The sequence below is a fragment of the Enterococcus sp. DIV1206 genome, assembly GCF_051712485.1.
GTDB lineage: Bacteria > Bacillota > Bacilli > Lactobacillales > Enterococcaceae > Enterococcus > Enterococcus faecalis.
The window spans coordinates 1,942,213-1,954,407 of sequence record NZ_JBIOOZ010000001.1 but is presented as its reverse complement, the minus strand read 5'-3'; the positions used below and the strand labels follow the sequence as shown (position 1 = coordinate 1,954,407).

The window sequence follows — 12,195 nt, the reverse complement described above, 5'->3', positions numbered from 1 at the left end:
AAAAATGACAGACAAAAAGACAACCGAAAAAAAAGAAACAGAAACTGCTGCAACCTTTACAGAAGAACTAACAGCAGTTCTTGAAGAAATAAAAGAAGAACCTGTAAAAGAAAAGAAAAAAGGGGAAATTGTCACCATTGTGAATGAAACAGATATTCAAATTGGTGAAAGAGAGTACCGAATTGTTAAAAATCATCGTGATGCCTTTGATCCTGAACGCTTAGGTGAACGATTTAGTGAAGTATTAGCGCGTTATGATTATATCGTAGGAGACTGGGGCTATGAACAGTTACGCTTGCGTGGCTTTTTTGATACTTCTAATCGTCGGGCAGCGCCGGATCAACGCATTGATACACTAGAAGACTATTTGTATGAATATTGTAATTTTGGCTGTGCCTATTTTGTAATTGAACGAACAGGGGAACGTAAAGAAAAAACAACGCATCGTCGTCGTCGCCATAAAAAGAATAATCGTTCTAACGCGTTTGTCGAGGAAAAGAGTGCGCCCGCTAATAAAAATAGCAAGCCAGTGATTCGTACGCGAAAAGAAGAAAATAAAAAAACGACTACACCCAAACAGCCTAGTTCCAAAAAATCTGGCAAAGGCTTTACGATTCGTCAACGTGAGGAGTAATCAGAGTGAAAAAAGACTATCAAGGATATTTAATTGATTTAGATGGAACGATTTATTTAGGAAAAGAACCAATTCCAGCCGGAAAACGTTTTGTCGAGCAGTTACAGGAAAAAGATTTGCCTTTTTTATTTGTAACGAATAATACCACTAAATCTCCTGAAACAGTGGCACAACGTTTAGCAAATGAATTTGATATTCATGTCCCAGCATCCCTTGTTTATACAGCGACTTTAGCGACGATTGATTACATGAAAGAAACCAATCGAGGCAAGAAAGTCTTTGTCATCGGCGAGGCTGGTTTAATTGACTTAATTTTAGAAGCAGGTTTTGAATGGGATGAAACAAATCCTGATTATGTTGTCGTGGGACTTGATACAGAATTATCTTACGAAAAAGTGGTTTTAGCTACCTTAGCCATTCAAAAAGGGGCGTTGTTTATTGGGACCAATCCAGATAAGAACATTCCGACAGAAAGAGGCTTATTACCTGGCGCAGGTTCAGTTGTGACGTTTGTGGAGACAGCTACTCAAACGAAACCAGTTTATATAGGCAAACCAAAAGCGATTATCATGGAACGAGCGATTGCGCATTTAGGCGTGGAAAAAGAGCAAGTAATTATGGTTGGAGATAATTATGAAACCGATATTCAATCAGGGATTCAAAATGGTATTGATAGCTTGTTAGTTACATCAGGTTTTACTCCTAAGTCAGCTGTTCCAACTTTGCCAACGCCGCCAACCTATGTTGTTGATTCCTTAGATGAATGGACTTTTTGAGTATGATGAGGTCGAAATTGCGTTTAAGGGAAACGCTTGGACTCATTTGTTTGTTTTTAACGATTGTGGCTTTAAGTATCACGATCACGATTAATTTTCGTCCATTGTATCTTTTTGATATCCAACACTTAAATATTTTAAAAGACGTAGAGGTTGATCGTGTGACCTTGATTAAAAATTACGATCATTTAATGATGTACTTAAACAATCCTTTTGAAAAAACATTAGTATTTCCTGATTTTCCAATGTCTGATAGCGCGGCTTTTCATTTTTATGAAGTGAAAAAATTGTTTTTATTGTGCTATGGCATATTACTAGTTACGTTGTTGCCTAGTGTCCTTTATTTAAAATATTTGGTGAAAAATCAGCGTTTATGGACATTGATACGGCCATTTCAGTGGGGCATGTTTTTACCTGTGCTTTTTGGCTTTTTCATGCTGATTGGCTTTGATCAATTTTTTATTGCGTTTCATGGATTATTTTTTAACAACGATGCTTGGTTATTTAATCCGCTGACTGATCCGATTATCAATGCCTTACCTGAAGCCTACTTTATGCATTGTTTTATCTTGTTTTTTGTTTTATTAGAAGGCCTGTTTTTGATAGGTATTTTAATCGGAAAACGTTCTTTAAAAAAATAAAGAGAGAAAAGTGAACAATTCCAAAATTGCTCGCTTTTCTTTTTTATTAAATCTAGTTTTAAAAACTAGATTGAATAATTGTCAAAAGTATGATATTCTTTTTTAGAAATGGTTAGGAGGGTTTTTATGGACGAGATAGAAAAATCACTACAAGATTGGGGCCAACAATTGGAAAACGTTCATTTGCCAAGATGGCATGAGTTACCAGATATTGAATTATATATGGATCAAGTGATTACTCTGATAGAAAAATACTTATCCCCATTGATTACACTGGAAAAACATACTTTGTTAACGTCATCGATGGTTAATAATTATGTCAAACACGGGTTAATCCCGGCCCCAGTGAAAAAGCGCTACAATCAAAAGCATTTAGCGTTTTTAATTGCGATTACGTTGTTGAAACAAGTGTTAACATTGCCAGAAATTAAGCAAGGCATTTTATTCCAAGGAGCTACGGTTGGTATTCGTGAAGCGTACAATTTATTTTGTCAAGAACAGGAACGAGCGATTTATGTGATTGCTGCTCAAGCGCAAGAAAAAGAAGTTCAGGCCAAATCACAAGAACCTATGGGGATTGAATATTTGGCTGTAAAAGCAGCGACAATGTCTTTTGCTACTAAAATGTTTAGTGAAAAAGTGATTGAATTGGAACAAGAATACTTAAAAGAAATGGATGAGATGACACATGAATAAAGAAAAGATCGCACTACTGGTTGATTCTGGGACAGATGTTCCAGAGGCATTAGTCAAACAATACGGCATGTATGTCTTGCCTTTACAGATTATTTATCCTGAAAAAACCTATACAGATAAGGTAGATATTACACCAGAAGAAGTGTATCAACGTTTAGAGAAAGAAATCCCTAGTACTTCATTACCAGATGGTGCAACAATCCAAGCTATTTTTGACAAAATTAAAGAAGCGGGTTACGAAAAAGTCTTAGCGGTGACCATTTCTAGTGGTTTAAGTGGAACGTATAATGTGGTTCGCTTGCTTGGAGAACAAACCGAAGGACTAGATGTATTTGTTTTAGATACAAAGAACATTGGTATCGGGGCTGGCATTCAAGCGATTCGAGCAGCAGAATTAATTGAAACAGGATTAGGATGGCAAGAATTACAACAAAAATTAACAGAAGAAGTAGCCAACGCAAAAGTATTTTTTAATGTAGCCACTTTAGAATATCTACAAAAAGGTGGACGAATTGGTTTAGTCACTTCTATTTTAGGGAATGCGCTAAAATTAAACCCCATTATTTCTTGTAATGAAGAAGGCATTTACTATACGGTGGCTAAGTCTCGCGGCCGTAAAAAAAGTCTTGATAAAACGTTTGAGTTGGTGACGAACTTTATAGGTGAGGCACCCCGTTTTCGTTTGGCAGTCGCTCACGGTGCGGCAGAGGAAGAAGCAAAAGCAATGATGGAACGCTTGAAAGCAGCTTTTCCACAAGCAGAAGAAATTTACTTTGGAACGATTAGTCCGGCATTAGTTGTTCATACAGGACCAGGACTTTTAGGTGTTGGCATACAGTTATTAAATGATTGATTAAATGAAAAATCCTCTCAAATTTTTTTGAGGGGATTTTTCATTTAAGATTTCTCTTTTTCATAGAAATATCATTTTACTGGAAAAACAACGAAAATTATATTGAAAATTTCACGAATGTGTTACAATTCATCTACAAAGGGGGAATTTTTTGTGAAAAAAGCAATAGCAGAATGTTTAGGAACATTTATTCTTGTCTTTTTTGGGACAGGAACAGCCGTTCTAGGAAATGGCATGGAAGGGATTGGAACAACGGGGATTGCCTTAGCATTTGGGTTAACAATCGTTGCTGCTGCCTATAGTATTGGCACAATTTCAGGTGCACATCTAAACCCAGCTGTTTCTATAGGAATGTGGCTTAATAAACGAATAACAACAATGGAACTAATCTACTATGTAGTGGGACAAATTGTTGGTGGCTTGATTGCCTCATTTGCATTATTAAGCATTCTAAAAGGTGCTGGTAAAAGTATTGAGAACTTAGGTCAAAATGGCGTAGGGGAATTAAGTGTTGCTGGTGCATTGACAGTCGAAATTATTTTAACATTTATTTTTGTTTTAGTTGTCATGACAGTTACAAGTGCTAAGAAAGGCAATGCTTCATTAGCAGGAATCGTAATTGGGTTAACACTAACAATGATTCACTTAGTCGGCATTCCTTTGACAGGAACTTCTGTCAACCCAGCTCGTAGCATCGCGCCAGCCGTTTTTGCGGGTGGTTCAGCGTTATCTGAGTTGTGGATTTTTATCGTTGCGCCATTAATTGGTGGATTATTAGCCGCTCTTGTAGCAAAATTCGTCTTAGATACGGAAGAATAGATTAGCGGAAGAAGAATCTTTGATAACAAGCGTCAATTGTTGTCAGAGATTCTTTTTTTGTTATACTAGTAGAACCTAAAGGCGCATTTTTAACCAAAGATGAAAACATCATCAAAATAAGGTATAATAGGAAAGTATCAAATAAGATTAGAAGGAAAAAGAGGTGTCTCTTTGTGAAGAAAATTTTAGTAGTTGATGACGAGAAGCCAATTTCAGAGATCGTTAAATATAATTTGGTTAAAGAAGGATATGAAGTATTTACTGCTTATGATGGAGAAGAAGCACTTGAAAAAGTGGAAGAAGTAGAACCAGACTTAATTATTTTAGACTTAATGCTCCCTAAAATGGATGGCTTAGAAGTCGCGCGAGAAGTGCGCAAAACACATGATATGCCAATCATTATGGTGACTGCCAAAGATTCTGAAATTGATAAGGTTTTAGGATTGGAATTAGGAGCCGATGACTATGTAACGAAACCATTTTCAAATCGTGAACTAGTCGCTCGTGTAAAAGCCAATTTACGGCGAGGTGCAACCAATGCGAAAGAAGCCGAGGTGACAACACAATCTGAATTAACGATTGGTGATTTAACCATTCATCCTGATGCATACATGGTCTCAAAACGGGGTGAAAAAATTGAATTAACCCACCGTGAATTTGAGTTACTTTATTACTTAGCAAAACATATCGGACAAGTGATGACTCGTGAACATTTGTTACAAACCGTTTGGGGTTATGATTATTTTGGGGATGTGCGGACAGTGGACGTAACCGTGCGTCGTTTAAGAGAAAAAATTGAAGATAGTCCAAGTCATCCAACGTATTTAGTTACTCGTCGTGGGGTTGGTTATTATCTAAGAAATCCTGAACAGGAGTAATCAGGTATGAAGAAAAAAGTTCACTTTTTTCAATCTGTTAATTTTAAGATTGCGTTATCATTTATTCTGCTGTTACTGATTGCGATTCAAATCATTGGTGGCTATTTCATTCGTGAATTGGAAGCCACTACAATTTCCGATTTTAAAAAAAATATGGATTCCCAAGTTGTCCAATTGTCAAATACGTTAAGCACGCAGATGAGCAATAAAGATCTCGAACGTAGTGATGTTGATGCAAATTTAAAAAAAGCGTTATCTGATTTTTCAAATGCAGATATTTCTGAAGCGAGAATTGTCGATGATAAAGGGATTATTCGGGCAACCAATGATTTAAATCAACAAAATATTATTGGGAAAAAGAATGATTATCGTGATTTAAATGACTTTACGAGTAAAAAATATCAAGCTTTAGATAATGATAAACGCGTGTATGTGAATGTCCAGCCGATTCAATCGCCTACTGGAGAAACAGTGATTGGTGTCCTTTATGTGAAAAGTAATTTAGAAAATAAATACCAAGAAATTACCAACACAGCAAGTATCTTTTTCACTGCTTCTATTATTGCCGCAGCAATTTCGATTATTGTGACTTTACTGATTGCACGATCAATCACGAAGCCGATTGGTGAAATGCGTGAGCAAGCCATTCGAATCGCTCGTGGTGATTACGCTGGAAAAGTAGAAGTCCATGGAAAAGATGAATTAGGCCAATTAGCAGAAACATTTAATCAATTATCAGAACGGATTGAAGAAGCACAAGAAACAATGGAAGCAGAAAGAAATCGTTTAGATAGTGTCTTAACGCATATGACAGATGGTGTCATTGCGACGGATCGCCGCGGAAAGGTGATTACGATTAATGAGATGGCCCTTTCATTATTAAATGTAAAAAATGAAAATGTGATTGGGACCTCGTTATTAGAGTTGTTAGATATTGAAGAAGATTACACATTGCGGAAGCTGTTAGAAGAGCCAGATGAACTGCTGATTGATCGCTCAACGTCTGATCGTGAAGAAGACCAAATGATTATCCGGGTAGACTTTACGATGATTCGTCGGGAATCAGGATTTATTACTGGCTTAGTTTGCGTACTGCATGACGTCACAGAACAGGAAAAAAACGAACGGGAAAGACGGGAATTTGTTTCCAACGTTTCTCATGAGTTGCGAACGCCTTTGACAAGTATGCGTAGTTATATAGAGGCTTTAAGTGAAGGAGCTTGGGAAAACCCTGATATTGCGCCGAATTTCTTAAAAGTCACGTTAGAAGAAACCGACCGGATGATTCGTATGATTAATGATTTGTTAAATTTATCTCGGATGGACTCTGGGAATACACATCTTCAATTAGAATATGTGAATTTTAACGAATTGATTAATTTTGTCTTGGATCGCTTTGATATGATGATTGAAAATGAGCAAAAAAATTACAAAATTCGCCGTGAATTTACTAAACGCGATTTATGGGTAGAATTAGATACAGACAAAGTAATTCAGGTTTTAGACAACATTTTGAACAATGCGATTAAGTATTCGCCAGATGGCGGCGTCATTACCTGCCGACTAGTTGAAACACATAATAATGTCGTCTTTAGTATCTCGGACCAAGGTTTGGGCATCCCTAAAAAAGATCTCGGGAAAGTCTTCGAACGTTTTTATCGTGTGGATAAAGCACGTGCGCGAGCACAAGGTGGGACTGGTTTAGGTTTAGCAATTTCTAAAGAAGTAATTCGGGCCCATAACGGGAGTATTTGGGTGGAAAGTACAGAAGGTGAAGGATCGACTTTCTATATTTCACTACCATATGAACCTTATGAAGAGGATTGGTGGGAATGATGAAATTATCAGAATGGATTACAAGAATTGGCTTGATTTTGATGGTCATTTTAAGTATATATTTTTCAGTCAATATCTGGCTGAATTCTGCCAAAAAAATACCAGAAATGAAGTCGGGAAGCCAAGTCACAACAGCTGTCAATGAAAAAGCCATTGGCGATGTCTATTTACCTTTGCAATTGATTCGAATAACTGATGGAAAAGCGATGCAAAGTAATCGTGAAACATTAATTAGTAATGTTCAAAATGATATTAAAATGGCTACGTTTGGTAAATTGACACAAGTTGTGACAAAAAATGCAGAGCAACTTAAGCGCTACAACCAAATGGAACAAGGCATTGAACTTCTTTATCAAGGTCCCTTTTTAATCTCGGACTATGCTTCGATTTATAATCTATCCATTAATTTTACTAACTTTAATGAGTTGACGGACCAGTATTTTACGAAAATTCAATTGGATTTTAACGAAAATAAGATACGTTTTTTAGATTATGATCAAGCCAACGTCTATGAAGCACCCATGACTGTCAATAAGGCGCGCTTAATGGGAATTATCAATAAAGAGGGATTACAATATCAAGACGTTTCCGAAAATACGCTAACCAAACAAGGGCAATGTTATTTAACCAATGATATGAAGTTGAAAAAGTACAGTTATATCTTAGCTTCGCAACCAGTTACTCGTTTTAGGAATGCTTTTTTCAATGAAACGGAAGATATCCAAACCAATGAAGACAGTCAAGACTTAACCTACACGAGTAAAGAAGAACGATTGTTTGCAGAAGAAAAATTGGGAAAAATCGATTTTAAAGGGACCTTGCCAGAAGAGAATAAACGGGATTCAATCTATAATCAAAGCTTTTCTTATGTAAAACGTTTAGGAACCAATATGGGGAATTTACGTTACTTTGATCGAACGAAAGATAGTGTCAATTATCGGACTTTTGTGGAAGGTTTCCCAGTGTTCAGTAATGATTTAAAAGGCCAAGTGGATATTCGCATCACGAACAACGATGGTGCTGCGCCAAGCGTAACCATTAACACAAGTGTGAATACAATCCAAGTACCGATTCCTTCAGAAGAAGAAGTGACGCTGGAAAGCACGGAAAAATTGATTAAGCGTTTAGAAACGGCTGGTGCTAAAAAGGAAAAAATCCAATCGGCTGTTATCGGTTATACGTGGCAGACAATTGAAGAAGTCAAACAAGTCGTTGATTTAAGTCCGGAATGGTATGTCCTTTATAACAACAATTGGTACACTGCAACGGACTTGGTAAAACAATTACCAAGCTTGGAGGTGGGCTAATGGATTTTAAACGAATTGAGTGGATTTTCTTCTTAGCATTTTTAGGATTAAATATCTTTTTATTTGGAATTTATCGGGAAGGTCAACAAGAGGAGAGCAACGTCTCTTCTTCCAGCCAAACAGAATCGATTGAAAGTCGGTTGGAAAAAGATAACATCTCGTATAAAGGGACACTTTCTTCAGAACGATTGGAAGGCTATTATTTAAGTGGCGAACAAACCAATTTTTCTGCTGCTTTAAAAATCCAACGTGAAAAGAATAAAAATTTTTTGAGAAATGGGCTGCAAATTGCGGATAATACTTTAACGAGTGTACCTAGTAAAAACTATTTTATTGATCCTAAGAAAATTGATAAAGATTTAAGTACCTTTTTAAATGAAAAAAATGCTTTATTATTCGGAGACGAATATCAATACTTACCAGAATTTTCTCATTTAAAAGAGCCGACGGCAGAAATTGTAGCTGCACAATCGTATAAAGGAATTCCTTTTAGAGACGACACGGCAAAATTAAGTATTTTAGCAGATACGTCAGGTGAATTATGGAAAATTAGTAAATATTCGCAAACGCACATTGAAAATATTGAAGAGTTACGAGACAAAACGGATTTATATTCCAATCGTGATGCGATAGACACGCTCTATATGAATAACCGGATTCCTAGTAATTCCAAAATAACATTCATTAAATTGGCCTATTCAAGAATTTATAAAATTCGTGAGAAAAATGTATACGTTCCAGTCTGGTTTGTAGGAATTTCTACTGGTGAAGATTCAGTTGAAATTGAACAGGTGAATGCCGTAAGTAATACCATCATCACAAATAATACTGTGCCAAAGGTGGAAAAACATTAAGGTCCGTTGTATAATGAAACACGTTAATGTTGTAATGTAGAAGGGAAGAGTTTTAAATGGATTCAGAGTTTGCTTTTAATATCAGTGTTCTTGCCAGTGGCAGTACAGGCAATTCCCTTTTTATTGAAACCAACCAAAAGAAAGTATTAGTAGATGCGGGTTTAAGTGGCAAAAAAATCACTTCACTGTTAGCAGAAGTCAATCGCAAACCAGAAGATTTAGATGCGATTTTAGTTACACATGAACATCGGGACCACATTCATGGCGTTGGCGTGTTAGCGCGAAAATATAAGTTAGATGTCTATGCCAATGAAAAAACGTGGCAAGCGATGGATCCCATGATTGGCAAAGTCGATGTCGCTCAAAAACATATTTTTGAAATGGGCAAAGTTTTGACCTTGGGAGATATGGACATTGAAAGTTTTGGTGTCTCACATGATGCGATTGCGCCTCAATTTTATCGTTTTCATCGCAATAATCGTTCCTTTGTTGTTCTAACGGATACAGGTTATTGTAGCGATCATATTCGTGGCACGATTGAAAACGCAGATGCTTATTTAGTCGAAAGCAATCATGAAATTGAAATTTTGCGAGCAGGACCTTATCCATGGAGTCTTAAACAACGGATTTTAGGAGATAAAGGCCATTTATCCAATGATGATGGTGCTCTTGTGATGGCGGATGTATTAGGTGATAAAACAAAACGCATTTATTTAGGTCATCTTAGCAAAGAAAATAATACGAAACTTCATGCGCGAATGGCAATGGAGTCTACTTTGAAGCAAAAGGATTTAGGCGTCGGTGAAGCATTTAAGGTATATGATACAGACCCCGATTCAGCCTCAGAGTTATTTCAAATTTAGAATAATGGTGGTTTAACAATAATGAGATACGTAGGCTAGTAGTTAGATGACTAGTAGTCTACGTATTTTTTTGTTCTTTTATCTAGTTGGTTTGACTGATACATCGGTGATAATACTTTTAAACTCTTAGTTAATTTTTTGACAAATACTTGTGTTTGTCTGGTGTTAGGAGTATAGTTAACTAGATTTTTACTAGTGGGAGGTCTATAATGTTTCAATTTTTACCAAACTCTGTTTTACAAATGAGCACTATTTTTCTTTCGATTATTATCGAAGCATTGCCTTTTGTCATGTTAGGTTGCTTGATTTCAGGCGCTTTACATGTTTTTTTAACACCAGAACGAGTAAAAAAAGTGTTACCTAAAAATAAATTTTTATCAATTTGTGTAGGGAGTTTCCTAGGGTTTTTCTTCCCTTCTTGTGAATGCGGGATCGTCCCAATTGTGCATCAATTTGTTAAAAAAGATGTACCAACACATACCGCTTTTGCTTTTATGTTAACGGCACCAATCATTAATCCAATTGTGCTATTCTCAACATACGTAGCCTTTAGTGGCGCAACAAAATTTGTGATTTGGCGAGTTTTAGGCAGTATGATTGTTGCGTGGGTTATCGGCATTTGGTTAGCTTATTTTCGAAAAGAATCAATTTTAACAGAAAAAGAGTTGGCGCAGATTAAAGAAGAGCAGGTTGCTCATACGCATGAACACGTTGATGAAGCTCGTTCATTTTGGAAAAACGGCTGGTCAGCGTTAACCCATAGTATTGATGAATTTTTTGATACGGGTCGTTATTTAATTTTTGGTTCCTTGTTGGCAGCAATCATGCAAACCTATATTCCAACTGGTGCGCTTATGCAATTGGGCCATTCAAAGATTTTAGCGATTCTAGTCATGCTAGTCATCGCTGCCACTCTATCACTTTGTTCAGAAGCAGATGCATTTATTGGTTCTTCTCTTTTGAGTTTGTTTGGCACAGGACCAATTGTCGCCTTCTTAGTTTTTGGTCCAATGGTAGATATTAAAAATTTATTGATGATGAAACGTTATTTTAAGATGTCATTCATTGTACAATTTGTTTTGATAGTGGCGCTTGTCGTAACTATTTATGCGGCAGTAGTTTAGAAAGGAGGCCTACAATCGATGATACGATTTATTATTTTAATTGGATATATGGGGTTGATGATGTATCTTCAAATTTCAGGTGAACTGAACCAATATATCAATATTCATTATAATTACTTAGCTGTTTTATCAATGGTTTTAGCTTTTATTATGGCGATTGTCCAATTGATTTTGTGGAACCAAGCAGATCCATCAATGCAAAAAAAACATGAAGACATGCACCAACATGGGGGACATGAACATCATGGCCATCAGCATAATTTGGAAAAACCCAGCCAAAGAGGGCTTGCCTATTTACTACTTTCTTTACCGTTGATTGTTGGCTTATTATTTCCGACAGTTAGTTTAGACACAACAATTGTTGAAGCAAAAGGATTTAACTTTCCAGTAAGTAAAGAATCAGTAGGGGATCCTGATATGCAAACGCAATATTTGAAACCTGATACAAGTATGTATTTCAATAAGACGGATTATGACAAGCAGATGGCAAAAGCCATGAAACAATATGATGGACAATCTGTGATTTCAATTACGGATGAAAACTATTTGGAAATTATGGAATTAATCTATAATTATCCAAGTCAATTTGCAGGGAAAAGGATTTCTTATAAAGGCTTTGTCTATAATTCAAAACGAGAAGAAAGTGTTGACCAATTTGTCTTCCGTTTTGGGATTATTCATTGTGTCGCTGATTCTGGCGTTTTTGGCTTGTTGGTTCATTTTCCTGAACATACGCAATTTCAAAACAATGATTGGGTAACGATTACCGGCACGGTTGAGTTATCCTATTATCCACCGTTTAAACGGCAAATACCAACTGTGCAAGTGGAGAAAGTCAAAGCAGATCAAGCACCAAAAAATCAATATGTCTATCGTTCCTTTTAAAAAAAGTTGGTTGCTTCCTTATCAAATGG

Annotated in this window: 13 protein-coding genes; all 13 read left to right on the top strand. The window is 36.4% G+C overall.

Annotation, left to right across the window (positions count from 1 at the left end):
* Positions 1 to 4: 4 nt before the first annotated feature.
* The gene (locus IGK86_RS09510; RefSeq protein WP_002377795.1) at positions 5 to 634 is read left to right on the top strand and encodes a YutD family protein; all 630 of its coding nucleotides are present in this window, start codon (positions 5 to 7) and stop codon (positions 632 to 634) included.
* A 5-nt stretch (positions 635 to 639) separates the two neighbouring features.
* A complete protein-coding gene (locus tag IGK86_RS09505) occupies positions 640 to 1,410 on the top strand; it encodes a TIGR01457 family HAD-type hydrolase (protein ID WP_002357953.1) in 771 nt (256 codons plus the stop codon).
* Complete coding sequence (locus IGK86_RS09500) at positions 1,398 to 2,051, top strand: TIGR01906 family membrane protein (RefSeq protein ID WP_016617205.1); 654 nt, start codon at positions 1,398 to 1,400, stop codon at positions 2,049 to 2,051. The genes IGK86_RS09505 and IGK86_RS09500 overlap by 13 nt, the downstream gene beginning before the upstream one ends.
* A gap of 126 nt (positions 2,052 to 2,177) precedes the next feature.
* Entirely contained in the window at positions 2,178 to 2,747 is a 570-nt protein-coding gene (locus tag IGK86_RS09495; RefSeq protein ID WP_002361647.1) for a DUF1836 domain-containing protein, read from the top strand.
* Positions 2,740 to 3,600 (top strand): DegV family protein, encoded by an 861-nt coding sequence (locus IGK86_RS09490; protein WP_002357950.1) that lies wholly within the window; start codon positions 2,740 to 2,742, stop codon positions 3,598 to 3,600. The genes IGK86_RS09495 and IGK86_RS09490 overlap by 8 nt, the downstream gene beginning before the upstream one ends.
* A 117-nt stretch (positions 3,601 to 3,717) precedes the next feature.
* Complete coding sequence (locus IGK86_RS09485) at positions 3,718 to 4,419, top strand: MIP/aquaporin family protein (RefSeq protein ID WP_002409404.1); 702 nt, start codon at positions 3,718 to 3,720, stop codon at positions 4,417 to 4,419.
* A 173-nt stretch (positions 4,420 to 4,592) separates the two neighbouring features.
* Positions 4,593 to 5,297, top strand: coding sequence for a response regulator YycF (yycF, locus tag IGK86_RS09480; RefSeq protein ID WP_002357947.1), 705 nt, complete (start codon positions 4,593 to 4,595; stop codon positions 5,295 to 5,297).
* A 6-nt stretch (positions 5,298 to 5,303) separates the two neighbouring features.
* Positions 5,304 to 7,133 carry a cell wall metabolism sensor histidine kinase WalK gene (gene walK / locus IGK86_RS09475; RefSeq protein WP_438742380.1) on the top strand — a complete coding sequence of 610 codons (1,830 nt, stop codon included), beginning with the start codon at positions 5,304 to 5,306 and terminating at the stop codon, positions 7,131 to 7,133.
* On the top strand, positions 7,130 to 8,440 hold the full coding sequence (locus IGK86_RS09470; protein WP_002385989.1) for a YycH family regulatory protein: 1,311 nt from the start codon (positions 7,130 to 7,132) through the stop codon (positions 8,438 to 8,440). Before walK ends, IGK86_RS09470 begins: the two co-directional genes overlap by 4 nt.
* Positions 8,440 to 9,294, top strand: coding sequence for a two-component system regulatory protein YycI (locus IGK86_RS09465; RefSeq protein ID WP_002365516.1), 855 nt, complete (start codon positions 8,440 to 8,442; stop codon positions 9,292 to 9,294). Before IGK86_RS09470 ends, IGK86_RS09465 begins: the two co-directional genes overlap by 1 nt.
* A gap of 56 nt (positions 9,295 to 9,350) precedes the next feature.
* On the top strand, positions 9,351 to 10,157 hold the full coding sequence (locus IGK86_RS09460) for an MBL fold metallo-hydrolase (RefSeq protein WP_002357943.1): 807 nt from the start codon (positions 9,351 to 9,353) through the stop codon (positions 10,155 to 10,157).
* A gap of 209 nt (positions 10,158 to 10,366) precedes the next feature.
* On the top strand, positions 10,367 to 11,281 hold the full coding sequence (locus IGK86_RS09455; RefSeq protein ID WP_002357942.1) for a permease: 915 nt from the start codon (positions 10,367 to 10,369) through the stop codon (positions 11,279 to 11,281).
* A gap of 18 nt (positions 11,282 to 11,299) precedes the next feature.
* Positions 11,300 to 12,166 (top strand): TIGR03943 family putative permease subunit, encoded by an 867-nt coding sequence (locus tag IGK86_RS09450; protein ID WP_002357940.1) that lies wholly within the window; start codon positions 11,300 to 11,302, stop codon positions 12,164 to 12,166.
* Positions 12,167 to 12,195 lie beyond the last annotated feature (29 nt).

Bases quoted from the DNA above. Each gene is read 5' to 3' on its own strand.
- IGK86_RS09500 (WP_016617205.1), top strand. From the start codon at position 1,398: ATGGACTTTTTGAGTATGATGAGGTCGAAATTGCGTTTAAGGGAAACG.
- IGK86_RS09490 (WP_002357950.1), top strand. From the start codon at position 2,740: ATGAATAAAGAAAAGATCGCACTACTGGTTGATTCTGGGACAGATGTT.
- IGK86_RS09495 (WP_002361647.1), top strand. From the start codon at position 2,178: ATGGACGAGATAGAAAAATCACTACAAGATTGGGGCCAACAATTGGAA.
- IGK86_RS09510 (WP_002377795.1), top strand. From the start codon at position 5: ATGACAGACAAAAAGACAACCGAAAAAAAAGAAACAGAAACTGCTGCA.
- IGK86_RS09465 (WP_002365516.1), top strand. From the start codon at position 8,440: ATGGATTTTAAACGAATTGAGTGGATTTTCTTCTTAGCATTTTTAGGA.
- IGK86_RS09470 (WP_002385989.1), top strand. From the start codon at position 7,130: ATGATGAAATTATCAGAATGGATTACAAGAATTGGCTTGATTTTGATG.
- IGK86_RS09485 (WP_002409404.1), top strand. From the start codon at position 3,718: ATGTGTTACAATTCATCTACAAAGGGGGAATTTTTTGTGAAAAAAGCA.
- IGK86_RS09450 (WP_002357940.1), top strand. From the start codon at position 11,300: ATGATACGATTTATTATTTTAATTGGATATATGGGGTTGATGATGTAT.
- IGK86_RS09460 (WP_002357943.1), top strand. From the start codon at position 9,351: ATGGATTCAGAGTTTGCTTTTAATATCAGTGTTCTTGCCAGTGGCAGT.
- walK (WP_438742380.1), top strand. From the start codon at position 5,304: ATGAAGAAAAAAGTTCACTTTTTTCAATCTGTTAATTTTAAGATTGCG.
- IGK86_RS09455 (WP_002357942.1), top strand. From the start codon at position 10,367: ATGTTTCAATTTTTACCAAACTCTGTTTTACAAATGAGCACTATTTTT.